The organism is Sphingobium sp. V4 (genome assembly GCF_029590555.1).
Taxonomy (GTDB): Bacteria; Pseudomonadota; Alphaproteobacteria; order Sphingomonadales; family Sphingomonadaceae; genus Sphingobium.
Window position 1 is genome coordinate 1,236,683 of the sequence record NZ_CP081001.1, and the last position, 15,375, is coordinate 1,252,057.

Genomic DNA, 15,375 nt, shown 5'->3' on the forward strand with positions numbered 1-15,375 from the left:
GCGAAGAACTTCCGAGGAACAGCGATGTGGACCGATATCACTCGCGCGCAGCATGCGCGAAGCGAGTTGGCTTTGCCAACGGATTTGACGAATGCGGAGTGGCGGGTGCTGGAACCGTTCTTCCCTCCGCCTTCGCTGGTGGGCCGCCCCCGTAAATGGCCGATGCGCCGGATCGTCGAGGCGATCCTTTATCTGCTGCGGGGCGGGCTTCCATGGCGGATGCTACCACCCTGCTTCCCTCCGGTGTCCACCGTTCGGCGCTGGTTCTATCTGTGGCGCGACAACGGCCTGTGGCTGACGATCAACCACATGCTGCTCATGATCGCGCGCGAACTCCAGGGTCGCGAGCCCTCGCCCAGCGCGGGTGTCATCGATAGTCAAAGCGTGAAAACCACGGAATCCGGCGGTCCACGCGGCTACGATGCGGGCAAGAAGATCAAGGGACGCAAGCGCCACATCCTCACCGATACCCAAGGTTACCTCGTCCATGCCGTCATCCACGGGGCCGATATTCAGGACCGCGACGGTGCTCCGCTGGTGCTATCAGCCATCATCCAGCGCTTCCCCTGGCTCCGGCACGTCTTCGCCGATGGCGGCTACGCAGGCGACAAGCTCAAGGATGCACTGCGCGCCATGAGCAGATGGACCATCGAGATCGTCAAGCGATCCGACATCGCCAAAGGCTTCGAGATCCTACCACGCCGGTGGGTCGTCGAACGAACACTCGCATGGCTCAACCGCAATCGCCGTCTCGCCAAAGACTTTGAAAACACTATTGCTTCGGCCACCGCCTGGCTGTTCATCGCCTCAGTCCAGCTGCTCACGCGGCGTATCGCAAAACTCTGATATCGCGGCCGATAATTTCGAATCGGGCTCTTAGGGTGATGGCGTCGCACACGGCTTTGGCCCGGAAGAAACCAATGAGCGGCACAAAGCCTGCCAACGCTCGCCGGCTGCGACATCGTCGGGCGCGAGCGTCGGAGCATGGCCGCGAAGCCAAAAATCAAACCAATCAATGTTCCGCAAGTAGATGGCGAGACGATGCGCGGGCTCTCGCTTCACATGATGTTCCTCGGGGAAAACATAGAGATCCACCGGCTTATTCCTCTCGCGCAAGGCGGTGACGCTCTCCAGGGTCGCGAGATATTCGTCATCCGAAACCTGGAGCAGCAAGGGGGTATCGATATGGTGGGCGGCGCGAGCCAGCGAGATCGGACGCCAGAACTCGGGGCGATCCTCCGTGAGCGCTGGCCAGCCGATGTCTCGATAATAGGCTTGTATTGCGGGCCCTAGCGTCCAAGCTTGCGACGGCTCCCAGCAGCAGCTACTGACGGCAGCGGCGCTGAATAGCTTGCTGTTCACAAGCGCAAACTGGACGGTCGTCGCACCGTCGCTGAGTCCCGTAATCCCAATCCGGTTCGGATCTGCCACACCGTCGGCAACGAGTTGGCTCACCTCTGTCTCTATCGCCGAGAGGATGCTGCGACGTTCGCGAAACCCCTCCATTTCCGCTTTCAACCTAGCATTGGACGGCAAATACTCCTGGCCGGCGAGAGGTGACTGCGGCCGCTGGACACTGAGCACGAGGTAGCCGCGGTTCGCAAAAAGCTGGATAGGGTATTCGTCACCTGTTCCCCCGCGGAGAAACCCACGGCTGGTATATTGGACGACGATCAGCGGGTAGCGTTTGCCCTTGCTGTATCCGACAGGATAAATAAGATCTCCGAAGCAGGCGATGCCTTCGGCATTGTGCCACCAGACGCGCTCAGTGCGTCCGAGGGAAAGTTTCCCAAAGCCGATATTCGGATCGAACAAGACCGTAACGCTTCCATTTCGCGGATCGATCCGGATGAGATGGCGCGGTTCTTTGGAAGTCTCGCGGGCACATATTAAGCTTCCATCGGACGAGGTGCAGTCTAGAAGCAAATCCTCCGTCGAATAAAGTTTGCGCGGTGCGCCCGTTCCGACTTGCCAATCGAAAATTGCGGTTTTGCTGTCGGCCAAACCTTCGCGCCGCAGAAAGCCAATATGGTTTGGTCCGCTACTCCAGGGGAGGCCGACGACACGCGTGCAAAGTGGGCTTGAGCAGCCGCTCTCCTTACCGTGGCGCGTAGCGACAATATAGCGAACACCTTGAGCATTCTCCTTGGTCCCCGCCACCCAAGACGGGGCCGAGCCAGATTCCCGGAACAAGGCAATCTCAGCCTCAGTCGCCACTCGCTCAGCTCCGTTGTCGATGTCCCAAGTGCGAAAGATCGAGGGCAGGGGGCCACGCAGGAAAGGCTTGTTGGTCGCGACCGGCGAAAAGCGGTCGTCATAGTGGTAGCCAGCAAGCCCTTCGGTAGCGCGTTGCTCCAGCGCTGCGGCATCATCTGTCAACTTCACTACGACTGCCTGTCCATTCGCGGTCAGCCGAAAGTCATCCACATCCCGTATGCTCCGTGTGAGCGCGTTCCCGTTTGATCCATCGATATCGACCCTCCAGACCTGGGCCACGCCGTTGATCAGCTTCAAATAAGCCACCGACTTCCCATCCGGCGCCCAACGCGGTGTAATCACTAAAGGGAAACCGGTTGGGAAGTTCGCTTTTCCCAGCACATTTGGAAACTTCCAGAAGATCGTGCCCTCGCCGCTATCGACCAATCGCGGGGCGGAATTGCGCCCAACTACATACATTCCCGTGCAATAGGAATTGGTCGCAGTCATGGCGCGGCGAACACCGACCGCTATAAGCCCCCCTTTGGGAGAGACGGTAAACATCCGATCATCGTACAAATCGGCTAGCGAGCCAATGTCAATTAACCCAACGAGATCCTCAGCTTGGAGAGGTCGGGCGTCGGCGTGTTGATTTATCGCCAGCGTCGAAGCGCAATCGACACGTGCCGAGGCCGGGGAGGGGATCGCCCAAACAAGCAAGGCCCAGGCGAAGACGAAGAACGCCACCACTTTGGCCATTGTCAGAAGCGCTTGATCAGAGTGAGACTGAGGACCCGACCAACGCTCGAGTAGTTCGTCGCATCATAAGGCGGGCTATTTCCGCCCGATGTCCGGATCAGCGATGGCTTTTCATCAAAGATATTGGACGCCGACGCCAACAGCTCAAATCCATTCAGGGCACCGGACGCCTTTGGGCGTATCCTGATCGTTGCATCGAAGGATACGAAGTCTCCAACCTTTACCGTAGGTGTGGTTCGGCTATCCTGTGTTCCCCCAATATAGTTCGCCCCCGCCGTGAGCTCGATGATATCGCGCGTCCATCCAGCGCTTGCCCGCGCGCGCCAGTGCGGGGGATTGAATATTAGGCCAGCACTTTGCTGGATTGGCTGGTCGGCGCTCAACTTCTGATTGCTCTGGAGATAGCTCGCATTGGCGTTAAGATTGAACTGGTCGCGTCCAATCGTGAAGTCATATGCTGCGACAACATCAAAGCCTTTGATGTGCTGTTGTGCGGCATTCTGATACTGGTTGCCGATGATCGCTCCGACGAGTGCAGGATCATAGGGATCGCTCGTCTGATTATCGACGCCGAGCGGCAAGTTTGATGTGGCCTGCAGCACCTGAGAGACGGTAGGATTGATGGCGATGAGATTACGATAAATAGAGCCGCTGAAAGCTTGGGTGTAGTTCAGAATCGGCACGACAACGCGGTCTCGGTAGTGGACATCGAAACGGCTGATGCCCAGCGATAGGCCGGGGACTGCTTTCGGCTTGAACTCAGCCGATATTGTCCAAGCAGAGGCTTTTTCCGGCTTCAGTCGGCCACCACCACCGGTCAACAGAAGGATATTTCGACTATCAGGCGGAAGTGGAAAGAAATCGGTTGAGGGAACGAGGGTTCCGCTCTGGGCCTGGTTAATCTGGGCAAGCGTCGGTGCCTTAAAGGAGCGACCCCAACTCGCCTTCAGCGTCAGATCCTCAACCGGGGCATAGATGATCCCCATTTTTGGCGTCGCAAGCCCGCCGATCTGGCTATAGTGCTCATATCTCACGGCCGCCGAAAGGATAAGGCGCCGGACCAGAGACATGGCATTGGCCGATCCGACCACAGGAACCGATAGCTCGCCATAACCGAAACTGACAGTGCGGCGATCGTGATAATCGACCAGTGCGGTAGTCGCAGCAGACGTCACCTGCTGGATCGATGCATCCAGCTGGATGACGCGGACGCCAACGCCGAGCGCAAGTCGAGCGACTCCGCCGGGCAAGGAGATCAAGGGCCCCTCGACATTGCCTTCACCTGACCAGAAGCCGTTGTCGTACCGAACCTTGTTCCGCGCGAAGAGTGCACCGCCGAAATAAATGGCGGCTTGCACCTTACTGTCGCTGCTTGCGCGTGTTCCACGGACGGTGAGTTGCCAATCTGAAGGCAGATTTATTTTGATAGTTGGGCTAACTGAGTAGCTGAAAACTTTGGGCGTCGTGATTACTCCCGATTGATCCGCATCGAGAGTCGTCGTGAAGGGAAGCGCAGCGCGCGACCGGTGATCGTTGAGATGCGCGTCAAGGGACAGCTCAACTCCATCCTTGATTGTCTGATGCGCGGATAGGACTCCACTGAACGACCGTTGCCAAGGGAAGATCGTCATGTTGGGCTGGAGATTTTTCGTATAGGATCGTTGCCCAGCCGTGATGTCACTACTCTTGCTGTATTCCGCCGAAAGGGCGAAACCTCCCGAATCCCATCGCCGTCCGGCAATCGCGCTATACTGTTGCTGCATATTGCCACCTTCGGTAGCCCCGCCGACGCGTGCACTCGCGAGAATTCCCTGATAGTCCTTTCGAAGAATGATGTTCGCAACGCCTCCGACCGCGTCTGAACCGTAGAGCGCCGACGCGCCGTCCGTCACAATTTCAATGCGGTCAACGGCAATCAAGGGAATGGCGGAAATATCGATGCCTTGATGGGCGGCGTCATAGGCAAGCCTGTGGCCGTTGAGCAGCGTCAGCGTAGCGTCTGCTCCCAAGCCGCGCAGATTTAGCGTGGAGGACGCGTTGACGTTCTCCGAGCCGGCCTGCACGCTTGAGATGACCCCGGGATTCTGTCCGCCCGCGTAGTTCTGCGCGACACTTCGGGCATAGGAGCCCAAATCGGTATAGCCTGCTCGCTCAATCGCTTCCCGGGAATCCCGCCTCACAGGCGAGCCTGGCTCAAGACCCCGGATTTGGGAACCGGTCACGATGATGTCTGTGGAGCTATCCGACGCCGCATCTGCCGCCCTTGGCGGCTCCGATCGCCCCCGGATGAAGATCGTTCCATCGCTGATTTCGGCTGTCAGACCGGTGCCTTCGAGGAGCAGATTCAGTGCTTGTATCGTGGAATAGTGCCCCCGCAGCGCCGGCGCCTTCCTGCCCACAAGTGCGTCACTTTGCGCCACCAGTTCGAGCCCGGATTGGCGTGCTAAATCACGCAGCGCATATTTGAGATCTTGCGCCGCGACGTTGTAATCGCGCTCGCCAGGCTCCTGAGCGCAGCTCGCATTGCTGATCGCCAATGCAAGGGCGGCGGCGCCGCACAGAATGAAGCTTCGATAGTGTCTCATTTCGTGCCCCCATTTGAGGCCAGCCCTTTCGTGGGGCGGCTGTATTGGGGGAGACGGAATGTGCTCGAAAGCGGTTAGTGACTTTTCAAAAGCCTAATCAAACCAGGGGTGTTACGGTCGATCGCCAATCCGAGCCCGGTCGCGATTTTCCGGGCTACGGCATCGGCATCATCAAGGTTCAGCTCAGCAAAAATTCTTTGCTGGCCGGCGGTCTCATCGACCAACTCGATCTTTATCGCGGAACGCCTGTTGACCTCTGCGACGATGACCGCGACGGGAACGTCATCGAATGTGGTCAGGTTTCGCGGTGCTGATTGCCTCTCACTGACAGACGGCTGTGGCGCGGGCGCCTGTTCTTGCGAAAAGACTGCTTTCTCTCCAGGGGAGAGGAGAATTTGCCGTCCTTTCGGCTCATCCTTCCTGGGTGGCATCGCAACCCGTACATGCCCCTCGATCAGCTGCACCCGGACGTCTCGTACGACGCTTACCTCGAAGATCGTGCCGACAGCGGTAACGCTGCCACCTTTCGCGTACACGACAAAGGGACGCGCCAAGTCATGCTTCACGTTAAAGCGCGCACGGCCGCTCAAAAGGTCGATGGCGCGTTCTGTGGAGCCGAAGCGGACGTGGATTGTGGTTGCGCCACGCATGAGAACGGTCGAGCCGTCGGCGAGCCTTATTTCCTTTTCACCGTCGGCTATCGACACCGTTTGAACCTGGCTGGCTATCCCGGGAAGGTTCGTCCTGCTGGGAGAATAGAAATGCCAACCAACGGCGACGAGAACACCGCCGGCGACCGCAGCGGCTGCGGCGAAATAGGTCGGCCTTTGCCAGTTCCATTGGCTAGATGCAGAGCTTGCGCTGACGCGAAGAGACGGTAGGAGCGTGGCGGCATCGCTGGCGTAGCCCACCTCGGTCACGACCCTTTTGTAGGCGGCCTGATGATCCGGGCTGATAGCCATCCAACGCTGTAGTTTCTCGGTATGAGATTGCGGATCATCGAGCATCCGCATTACCCATTTGTGGGCTTGGCGGTCGATGCGGCGCGTCTTCGAGAAGTAAGACAGATCGATCACCGGCCCCTCCGATGACGATCGATATGCTCGATTGCTTTCAGCATGTGCCACTTAATGCCAAAAAGGGTCATTCCCAATTTCTTTGCTGCTTCTTTATATGTGTAGCCATCGACGCGGCACATCAAAAAGATCTCCAACGTACGCGGCTTCAATTGCTGAAGGACTACATTGAAATGTTCAAGCTCCTCGCGGCCGACAAGTTCGCGATGCTGATCATAGGGCGTTTGCGGCTCCATACTCTCGTCCAAAGGAACTGACAAATCCGCTAAACGGCTCGATGCACTTTCGGCCCGATCGCGTAGAAGGTTGCCAGCGATGCGCTTGAGATAGGCTTGCGGCGTGAGGATCTGGGTCACAGGGGAGGCCCGCAGGAAGCGAGTGAGCGTCTCCTGCGCAAGATCCTCAGCTTCGTCAGGCGACCGCAGCCGCTTGCGGAAGAAGCGCACCAAGGCAGGCGATTCCTCCCTATAAATTTCGCGGAAATCGGCGGAAATTGGGTCGGTGTCGGTCTGTTCAGAGGCGATGCCGTTCGGCGGCGGGTGCCCGTTCAACCGGGACGCCATCACGCACGAGCCCTCGGCCAGTGCCGATGTCTGCGCTGATTTAACGATGTTCGTTCCGTGCTTTGGCCCATTTTCGTCGCGCCCTATGTCCACTCGGGGCGACGGCCAAAGCCGGATGTGGAAAACCCTGGCAAGCGCAGAGCGCATGCGCCTTTACCGGCAAGCCGGCTGGACATGCGCGCATGCCACCCGGCCGCATTGCTGTGACCGAGCCGCTTGCATTTTTGGGGTTTTCCAGGCCCCATTCCCGTCATGTTCACGGGAACGGTCTCTAGTTGGCGCGATCGGCTTGGCGACGCAAGCCGAATGTGGATCACACCGTCAAGCTTTTGGTGTATTTAACACCTGCACGCCGACTTCCTCGTGCCGTGACTTCGTGGAGCGTCTCTTCCGGTGGGCAGGTGTCAGGCACAGGCGACGGAAGGTCGCAGGCATTGATGAGGATGGGCCAGCAGCCTGGAAGCCCTGCCGATCGCGAAATCAGTCGAGCGTGCGCCGTCGTTTCATTCGATCGGATGCCGTCCGCGGGCCAACGCGAGGTCAGGACGTGCGTCGGACCTGGGCGACTTTCCCGGCGTCGTAGGCGGCTAGCCATTTGACGCGAATGGTCTCGTACAGACTCGCAGGCAGCAGCCCATAGGCGACATCTCCCGTCCGATCGCCAGTTGCAGGTCGCAAATCGGGCCCGGGCCACTGGAAATGGTTGAGTTCGGCGAGGATCACCCAGGATCGTTCATCGTCAAGACCGAGGCGCGCCTTGGTACCGGTCGGGATCTCAACCGCCAGCTTCTCGTCCGAGGGCGGGGTGTGGGTCACAGGGAGGACCGTCACCATCTTGGCCCCGGATTTCGTCGTCGTGGTCAGCAGGATGGCGCATGGACGATCCTTGCTGCCCTCTTCGTGGCCAGCCTTCGCTTCATGGCTCCAGAGATATGCATAGCGGATGACGAGGCCTGGAACCGGATCAGGAATGTTCACGGGTCAGGACTCGACCTCATTGTCGAACGCCGCCGCTTCGGCGGGCGCCCGTGCGGCGCGCACGCCCTCGGCAATCTCGTCGGGAACCTCGTCGATCGCGTAGACTTGGCGATCGCGACTCTTGAGCCGCAGATACTCGGCGTGGGACAAGAGCACGAGGCTCTCATGCCCATGATGGGTGATGGTGAGTGGGCTTTCCAGGGCCTGGCGGCTAAAGCGGCCGAAGGACTTCGACACTTCGACGGAACTGGCGGTCTGCGGCATGGCTATTCTCCTCTCCGGAATATACGGAGTTTCGGGGGATATATCAAGGGCGGCGACCGACGATCATCGTGCCGGCCTCGTCCAGAGCGAGAGTTTGCCTCTGGCCCCTTCCCACTCATGGCCTTGGCGTGAGAAGCCGGCGCGGGTCAGCTTTCCGTGCATTCTGGGGTCGTCGGTCGTAGCGAAGCAACTTTCGGTGAGCGGGTCGGCGACAGCGCGAACGAGGCGCTCCCCGAGGCCTTGGCCCCTCATGTCGTTCGCCACGACAACATAGCCGAGCTCCGACGCATTCTCATAGCCATCGATCGTCACGCCGGCTTCGGTGAACTTGTTATAGCGGTAATTTGCCGAAGGGGCCTTGAGCATACCAGCGCCGACGATGCGGTTGGTCCCGGGTTCACGAAGCAGCTCCACGCGGTGGCTCCTGCCGAGCCGCGGCAGGATCTGTTCGGTGCTGTCCGGGATAGCCCCGCCCTCCTTAACGAGCGTTGCGACCGCCCGCTGGTCCTTCGGTTCGAGGTCCGTGAAGCGGCCGGTCCAAGAATATGGCAGATCATCGGCCATCGGCACTCCGTTCAACGCTGCGCAGGCGTCCGATCTCGACGTCCTGTTCGTTCGGGGTCGATAATCGCGGTCTTTTGGGGCACTGCTAACCTTGGATCAACCCAGGCAGGAGGCGATAATGGCCGACGGGCAGGACGAAACCCTATTGGCGCTGACGACCGACATCGTGACGGCTCACGTCTCAAACAATGTTGTGCCGGTAGGCGAGATATCAGGCCTTATCGTGCGCGTGCATGGTGCATTGGCGAGCCTCGGCTAGGAAGCACCGGTGGAGGAACCGCTCCAAAAGCCCGCCGTCTCCGTGCGCGCTTCGGTGAAGGCGGACCACATCGTCTGCCTCGAGGATGGGAAGAAGCTGAAAATGATGAAGCGCCATCTGATGACCCATTATCAGCTCACTCCCGATCAATATCGCGCCAAGTGGAATCTGCCCGCCGATTATCCGATGGTCGCGCCCGATTATGCCGAAAGGCGCAAGGCGTTGGCCCTCAAGATCGGGCTGGGCCGTAAGCGCAGCGGCGAGAGACCTCCAACGGCATCGGTTCCGGCCGCTTCCGATGCGGGGTGAGAAGATCAAAACCACGGCCTAGAGGCGGCCGCCCGCGGAAGGGGGCAGCTGCTATGAAATGCGTAACAACGATCGAGTGATGGCGTCTCAGCCGTACAGGAGACGCCATCAATTATTAGATCATCCGTTAAGCTTGTCCTTGATATTCTTGGCAGGGGTAAATCCAAGCTTCTTGGACGCCTTGATAGTGATCGTCTCGCCCGTCGCGGGATTGCGACCTTGGCGTTCGGAAGAAGTTTTTACCTTGAATTTTCCGAACCCATTGAGCGATACTTCATCGCCTTTCGCGGCAGCCTCGCCGATTGCCGAGAAGACAGTGTCCACCACCTTTTTGGCGTCTGCCTTGCTTAAGCCATGCGCGTTCGCAACGGCCTCGGCCAGATCGCTATTGTTCATCCGTCTATATTCCTTTTAACACGTCAATGTGGTCTCGGAAGGCGGGCGCCTGACGCGAGCCTTGGCGCCATTGCTATCGGAATCCGCAGGAAGAGATCAAGTGCTGTAAGCGCCATATAGACTATCTGGGTCGATGCTGACATCGGCGCGGCAATCGACCCGGAAGACATTGATACTGTGCATCATTCATCTAACTGCGCCTCACATGCTATCCTGGTTATCGTGCGAGGACTTGCCCTCGAGAACTTCACCCGGCAGGGTCTGTAAGTGCGTCCCCTCGGCGAACACTGCCCTGATCAAATCGTCGAAAAGGCGGTCAAGCTTTTTCATATATTCTCCAGTAAGGTCAACGGTCACCCGCCCGCCGGCAAAGCCGCGCTGCAAGATGCCATTATCCACCATCTCGCCGATTTTTCGGTGCGCCGTCGACAAAGGGATATTAGCCGCCAGGCAGAGAGAAGAGATGTGCGTCTCCCGGCCTTCATGAAAGGCGATGTACAGGTCCAGCAATATATCCCACGCCGGAACAGGGCAGAGATCGAAACCCAGATAAGATCCGATCTGATTGCGCTCGGCAACGAGCAGGCGGCAGGCCTCGACCCGCGAAAGCGCGGGGTAACCCCCGCTTCTTGTTGCTATGTTCATGATTCAAACTCGCTGCTTACGCGCTCAAGGAGCCGCGTGGCCGCCGGACGGCAACAAGTTGCCCGAACGATACAACGCGATGAGGTCCTCTTGCTCCGGTAGCAAAGCGTCGATCGCTCCGAGGTCTGCACGTGTGCAGGACAGCAGGTGGGATGGGCAGCGCCCCTCGTGGGTTCCCAGATTAGGCCTATGCGCCCGATAGCCGGCCAGTTCAGCCAACTGCCGAGGCAAGGTGCGGGCGATCTCGGGTGGATAGGCCAGCCATGGCAATTCATACGGTTTGAGCCAACCCAGGCTGTAACTCACTATCATACCGCGCCTTGGAGCGGAGGTTGTGTTGGCACCGCCTGCATGCAGCGTCGATCCAAGGAACAGTAGGGCCGAACCAGGCGCCATTTCGATCGAGATCGCCTCGCTTTCGTCGATGACGATTTCGTCCTGCCGACGATGGCTTCCTGGCCATATGACCGTAGCGCCATTTTCAGCCGAGTACGGCGTGAAGGGCCACATCACATTGACCAGATATTCGACACCTGGCGCGCGAAGAGGCCACATCTCCTGATCCCGATGGGGTGGTTGCATCTCACCCCCTGGCAGGATTTCGATTGCTTGGGTGAGATTGAGCTGGATCGAGTCGCAATGGCTTCCCAGGACCAATTCGATAGCGCGGAGGATATCGTGCTGAAGCACGAATGCCTCCATGTGCCGGCTGCGGCTAAGCAGCCCATGGAACCGTCTCGTGGCATCGCCGTAGAACGGCCCCACCGAACGCTGTGTCTGTTCGAACAATGGCTCGAGGTCGCGACGTAGGGCACCAACATCGTCCTGTCCGACAGCGTCCTCGACGACGCAATATCCGTGAGATAGCAGCCGGGTGACGATATCCGTGTCACTATGCTCGCGGCGACGCCCGGCATCGAATGACATGATGTTCATGCCGCAACTCCCTCGGCCTGCGCTCCGAACATGAGCTGAGCTGGCACATAGGTGCCCGCCTCGCGCAGCTTCCGCAGCGTGTCTGCATCGATGTCGATCTTGAGAGCGCCGGTCAGAGCCCGGCCTATCTTCTGCGGCAAGCCAAGGGGCCAGCAGTCCCATCCCAGCGAAAGGATCTGGCTCAACCAGCCCGAATCGGCGATGCAGGTGAAGCTTTCGATGTCGTAGAGCAGGGCATATTCCACGGCGGCGGTCGTAAGCGCGTTTCGGACTTGCAGTCGCTCCGCGGCTCTCAATCGGGGCGACAGACATCCGCGGCTAATCTCGAACACGTGCCGCGATCGGGGCACATCGCCTTCGCAAAGCCTGGGGAAAACGGAGCCGAGAATGTGCGGGCCGTCGCTAGGCAGCAACCTGATTGATCCTCGATGGCCACCGTGGGCGTCGGTCGCGACCAAATAGACCGCCCGCTCGTCATCGAATTGGTCAACCTCGTATCGCCCCTCGACAACGGGCACGTCCCACTTTAGCAAATCAACAAATATACGCTTGCGGTCGCTATGCATGGCGTCGAGCAGCGCGTTGGTCCCCAGCGCGAGCGAACCTTGGAAAATCTGGATCATGCTTTGGCACTCCCTGTTCAGAGGACAGGGACCGTCGCCGGGAAATCGTCGCCGAGCATCCCGCTACAAAGAGGGTTTCGTGAGCATTTGGCCGAGTCGAATCGAGATTTTCAGCTGAAGTGAATGCCAGCCTGAGGATGATCGGGAAGAACAGCGGGTTGAGAGAGAAGAGGGTGGGGGAGGAATGGTTTCCCCATTCGAACATTCTGCGCCGACCGCCGGCTGTTCGACTTCGCTTAGGAAAAGCTCATGTCATGGCTCACAACCGCGACCTTGGTCCGCGCCATCATCCAGCGTTTTCGCCGCTCTCCTAGAAATAGCCTGTCTCGACAGACGATCGATCCCGTCCGACGCTCGGCGCCGCCCGTTATCGCCTTCGCGCGCGCCCACTTCGGCGAGCGTCCGGATATCGAAATCGATGCCCTCGAAACCGAATTCGATGTGCGGCCTTCGGGGCTTGCGATCCGAGCCTGGCTCATTATCGACCGCGAAGAAGTGCCAGTCGACATTTTGACCGCCGCGATACACGCCGGCCGAAAGCTCGGCATGGTACCACCTCCAGCCCGGCAAATCTTTTACCTCGCGACAGGCTACGGGCTGACCGTAGCCGATATCGGCCGCCTGCTCGGCATCAGCCGCCGCAAGACGCGCCGGTACCTGCTGCAGGCAATCGCGTCTCTGGACACGCAACCGCGCCATGAAAACGCTAGGTCGACCGCTTAGTGAAGGCTCTCGCTCTCCAACAGCCCTTTATCGCTTTTCAATAACCTGAGTAGGCTCGCCGCTGCATCATCGAACGATGACTGAGCACAATCTATGGCCATCGACAGGTGGCAGGCAAACGCGGTCGTTCCTAAGCCCGCCCGATCGAACATATCGAGCGCCTTCTCCATGGAACGGATCGCTTCGGCGACCATAGGATCGTCCCCTTTCACCCCATGGCGCGTTTTCGGGCAGGACAGATGGGGCATTATCGACACCTTCCACTCTCGTTCACGGATTCTCTCAATGGGAACCCGTTCACTTTTATCATGCGCTGTCGAATCCCCGTATCGTCATACGGCGGCTTTCATTGCCGGAACATCCATTTCGGAGGAAGATTCTTTTCCGATTTGGGAGGCTGGAAGCTGATAGAGAGGTTGGACCCCTCTGTCGCAAAGCGCTGCTCTGGAATTGCGGCATATACGAGCGTCCTTCAAAGACGCCTCGGTCGTCGAACCGTTTCGATATCAGTCTGCCGTAACGCATCAAGCCATTTCGGAGGATAGGCAAATGGATTTCAACACTAAGCGCCTCGACGAGGCAGTCCTTGCGTTGCTCTGGTTCAACCTTGATACGGCAGGCACCGCATGGAAAGGTTTCGACTGGTCTGCCATGGAGCGGCTTCATGGTCGCGACTTGATCACGGACCCGGTCCGAAAATCCAAGTCCGTCTTTCTTACCCCGGAGGGAATCACCGAGGGTGAACGCCTATTTCGCGAACTATTTACACGCCACCACGACGAATGGCGCTGATGGGCGCGCGTCGAATGACTGATTTTCCTGTTTACTCTTTTTGATGTGGACATAACCGCGCAACTGAAGCTGATTGCCGAATGACATGTCGCGTCAACGCGTCTTACCCCTGGCTTTCCTCGACAGCCGCAATGGTCTTACCGGCATACCGTTCGTCGGTCGGATCGAACAACGCACTCCGCAAGAAAGGCTCCAGGGTCACCGCGCCGCCGCTAAGGCCGGTCAATCGGAACCAACCCAGCTTGGCTTCCGCGGGTGCGACGCCGTCGCGCTTCGTCACAACGGCATCAACGAAACAGCATCATGGCGCTTATACAGAATGGCGGTGCCATTCGTACGAGCCGGCGATTATATGTAGCCCTGATACAGAGTTGCTCGCGGATCGTCTGAATGATCAAATCCGCTAGCAGTGGATCCTTTCCCTTCTCGGGAAGCTTAAGTCGCAGGGTTGGTCTCGCGCCGCTCATGGGCCAGCTTTAGAAACCGCGATGCCAAAGAACAATCAGGTCGTTGGCACCGCAGAACTCGTGGTTCCTCTTTGCCGCGGAATGCGAGGGGGCGCCCGAAGGCGACCCCCCGTTCAGTCGATCTCAACCCGCCTCAACGACAGGCTGTGCAGGCGCCTTCCGGCGCCGCGGAGTCTTGGCTTCGACCGGGGATGCCGCTTCGCTCGGCTTGCTCCGACGTCCGCGGGCCGGCCTCGTCTCGCCCTCATCGGGGGATTTCTTCGCCGGACCGGCGTCCTTCGGCGCGGCGCTTGCGCTATTCCCAGCCTTCCGAGCCGGCTTTGCGGGGGTTTCGGCAACGACAGGTGCGGCCTCCGGCACGGTAACATCATCCGCTGCGACCGCTTCCGATGTCGCCAGTTCGGGGTCAGATGTCGCTGACTTCTTCGCGGTACGCGCCTTCTTGACTGGAGCGTTCGCGGTTTTCCTGGGCTTGCGCGCCGGTTTGGCAGGCGCCTCGCTCGGGGCAGGCGCTGCTATCGAGGCGGCGACATTGTTCGGTGCGGGCGCTTCCGCCGAAGTCGCGGGAGCGGCATCCATAGCCTCGCTTGCACCATCCTGCTTCGCGACCGCCGGCTTCCTGCCAAGCCCCAGTCGTTGTGCAACTTCGCGCCGTTGTTCCGAATAGCCAGGGGCGACCATTGGATAATCGCGCGGCAGACCATAACGTTCACGATATTCCGATGGTGTCAGGCCATTCGTCGAGAGATGGCGCTTGAGCGTCTTATACGGTTTTCCATCGATCATGCTGATGATGTGATCGCGCGAAGCGAGGCTTTTGCGCGCCGTAGTTGCTGGGACAAACTCGGGCGCCGCAGGAGCGTCAGGCGCCTTTTCCTCCGACAACGCGGCGCGTGTCGACTGTATCAGCCCGGCCAACTCACTGCTTTCAACCATATTGTTTGAAACATAAGCGCTCAGCAATTGAACCGTCAGGGAGGTGAGATCGGGCTTTTCCGCCTCGGACATGAAAAAATCTCCTGGATTGCGCGACGAGTGCGCGGGCTCAAATCGATACGCGGCTCAGTTTTCGAACAGGTAAACTTCCTGCCGTGTTACGAAACAGATGTCAAAGCCCGCCCAAGCTCGTGGCCATGTGGCAAGCCGCGTCGCACCGAAGGTCCGCATGATCACGACGTAGCCGTAGCAAATGCGCACCACCTCTTGCACGCACTTCGAAGTGTCGGATCCAGATTGCAGA

General features: G+C 59.0%; 17 protein-coding genes and 1 pseudogene. 4 read left to right on the top strand and 14 right to left on the bottom strand.

What is annotated here, in order from left to right; translation table 11 throughout:
- Positions 1-24 precede the first annotated feature (24 nt).
- Positions 25-846, top strand: a complete 822-nt coding sequence (locus K3M67_RS06315; protein ID WP_285832566.1) for an IS5 family transposase — start codon at positions 25-27, stop codon at positions 844-846.
- A gap of 30 nt (positions 847-876) precedes the next feature.
- Here the strand turns inward: K3M67_RS06315 and K3M67_RS06320 are convergent, their stop codons facing one another.
- The 7 genes from K3M67_RS06320 to K3M67_RS06350 all read right to left on the bottom strand — a co-directional run bounded on the left by K3M67_RS06320 (position 877) and on the right by K3M67_RS06350 (position 8,985).
- Entirely contained in the window at positions 877-2,955 is a 2,079-nt protein-coding gene (locus K3M67_RS06320; protein ID WP_285832657.1) for an Atxe2 family lasso peptide isopeptidase, read from the bottom strand.
- Between the two features lie 2 nt (positions 2,956-2,957).
- The gene (locus tag K3M67_RS06325; RefSeq protein WP_285832658.1) at positions 2,958-5,540 is read right to left on the bottom strand and encodes a TonB-dependent receptor; all 2,583 of its coding nucleotides are present in this window, start codon (positions 5,538-5,540) and stop codon (positions 2,958-2,960) included.
- Between the two features lie 74 nt (positions 5,541-5,614).
- Entirely contained in the window at positions 5,615-6,616 is a 1,002-nt protein-coding gene (locus tag K3M67_RS06330) for a FecR family protein (RefSeq protein WP_285832659.1), read from the bottom strand.
- Positions 6,613-7,167, bottom strand: a complete 555-nt coding sequence (locus tag K3M67_RS06335; protein WP_285832660.1) for an RNA polymerase sigma factor — start codon at positions 7,165-7,167, stop codon at positions 6,613-6,615. The genes K3M67_RS06330 and K3M67_RS06335 overlap by 4 nt, the downstream gene beginning before the upstream one ends.
- A 552-nt stretch (positions 7,168-7,719) precedes the next feature.
- Positions 7,720-8,157 carry a hypothetical protein gene (locus K3M67_RS06340; RefSeq protein WP_285832661.1) on the bottom strand — a complete coding sequence of 146 codons (438 nt, stop codon included), beginning with the start codon at positions 8,155-8,157 and terminating at the stop codon, positions 7,720-7,722.
- Between the two features lie 3 nt (positions 8,158-8,160).
- Complete coding sequence (locus K3M67_RS06345; RefSeq protein ID WP_285832662.1) at positions 8,161-8,421, bottom strand: hypothetical protein; 261 nt, start codon at positions 8,419-8,421, stop codon at positions 8,161-8,163.
- A gap of 63 nt (positions 8,422-8,484) precedes the next feature.
- Positions 8,485-8,985, bottom strand: a complete 501-nt coding sequence (locus K3M67_RS06350; RefSeq protein WP_285832663.1) for a GNAT family N-acetyltransferase — start codon at positions 8,983-8,985, stop codon at positions 8,485-8,487.
- Between the two features lie 118 nt (positions 8,986-9,103).
- On the opposite strand from K3M67_RS06350, the pseudogene K3M67_RS06355 reads away from it, so the two are divergent.
- Positions 9,104-9,553 (top strand): annotated as a pseudogene (locus K3M67_RS06355) (Ros/MucR family transcriptional regulator).
- 120 nt (positions 9,554-9,673) lie between these two features.
- Here the strand turns inward: K3M67_RS06355 and K3M67_RS06360 are convergent.
- From K3M67_RS06360 to K3M67_RS06375, 4 genes are all read right to left on the bottom strand, one after another.
- Positions 9,674-9,949, bottom strand: a complete 276-nt coding sequence (locus K3M67_RS06360; protein ID WP_285832664.1) for an HU family DNA-binding protein — start codon at positions 9,947-9,949, stop codon at positions 9,674-9,676.
- A 201-nt stretch (positions 9,950-10,150) separates the two neighbouring features.
- A complete protein-coding gene (locus tag K3M67_RS06365; RefSeq protein WP_285832665.1) occupies positions 10,151-10,594 on the bottom strand; it encodes a MarR family transcriptional regulator in 444 nt (147 codons plus the stop codon).
- A gap of 24 nt (positions 10,595-10,618) precedes the next feature.
- Positions 10,619-11,530, bottom strand: a complete 912-nt coding sequence (locus K3M67_RS06370; RefSeq protein WP_285832666.1) for a phytanoyl-CoA dioxygenase family protein — start codon at positions 11,528-11,530, stop codon at positions 10,619-10,621.
- On the bottom strand, positions 11,527-12,153 hold the full coding sequence (locus tag K3M67_RS06375; protein WP_285832667.1) for an acyl-homoserine-lactone synthase: 627 nt from the start codon (positions 12,151-12,153) through the stop codon (positions 11,527-11,529). The genes K3M67_RS06370 and K3M67_RS06375 overlap by 4 nt, the downstream gene beginning before the upstream one ends.
- A 249-nt stretch (positions 12,154-12,402) precedes the next feature.
- Here K3M67_RS06375 and K3M67_RS06380 point away from each other — a divergent pair, with 249 nt between their 5' ends.
- Complete coding sequence (locus K3M67_RS06380) at positions 12,403-12,876, top strand: sigma factor-like helix-turn-helix DNA-binding protein (protein ID WP_285832668.1); 474 nt, start codon at positions 12,403-12,405, stop codon at positions 12,874-12,876.
- On the opposite strand, the gene K3M67_RS06385 is transcribed toward K3M67_RS06380, so the two are convergent.
- Entirely contained in the window at positions 12,873-13,124 is a 252-nt protein-coding gene (locus K3M67_RS06385) for a hypothetical protein (RefSeq protein WP_285832669.1), read from the bottom strand. The genes K3M67_RS06380 and K3M67_RS06385 overlap by 4 nt on opposite strands.
- A gap of 301 nt (positions 13,125-13,425) precedes the next feature.
- Between K3M67_RS06385 and K3M67_RS06390 the strand changes: the two genes are divergently transcribed.
- On the top strand, positions 13,426-13,668 hold the full coding sequence (locus K3M67_RS06390) for a DUF6429 family protein (protein ID WP_285832670.1): 243 nt from the start codon (positions 13,426-13,428) through the stop codon (positions 13,666-13,668).
- Positions 13,669-13,771: 103 nt separating this feature from the next.
- Here K3M67_RS06390 and K3M67_RS06395 read toward each other — a convergent pair whose 3' ends face one another.
- Together K3M67_RS06395 and K3M67_RS06400 are read right to left on the bottom strand one after the other, a co-directional pair.
- The gene (locus tag K3M67_RS06395) at positions 13,772-13,948 is read right to left on the bottom strand and encodes a hypothetical protein (protein ID WP_285832671.1); all 177 of its coding nucleotides are present in this window, start codon (positions 13,946-13,948) and stop codon (positions 13,772-13,774) included.
- A 310-nt stretch (positions 13,949-14,258) separates the two neighbouring features.
- Positions 14,259-15,143: a MucR family transcriptional regulator gene (locus K3M67_RS06400; protein WP_285832672.1), complete on the bottom strand. Its 885-nt coding sequence runs from the start codon at positions 15,141-15,143 to the stop codon at positions 14,259-14,261.
- Between the last annotated feature and the right edge of the window lie 232 nt (positions 15,144-15,375).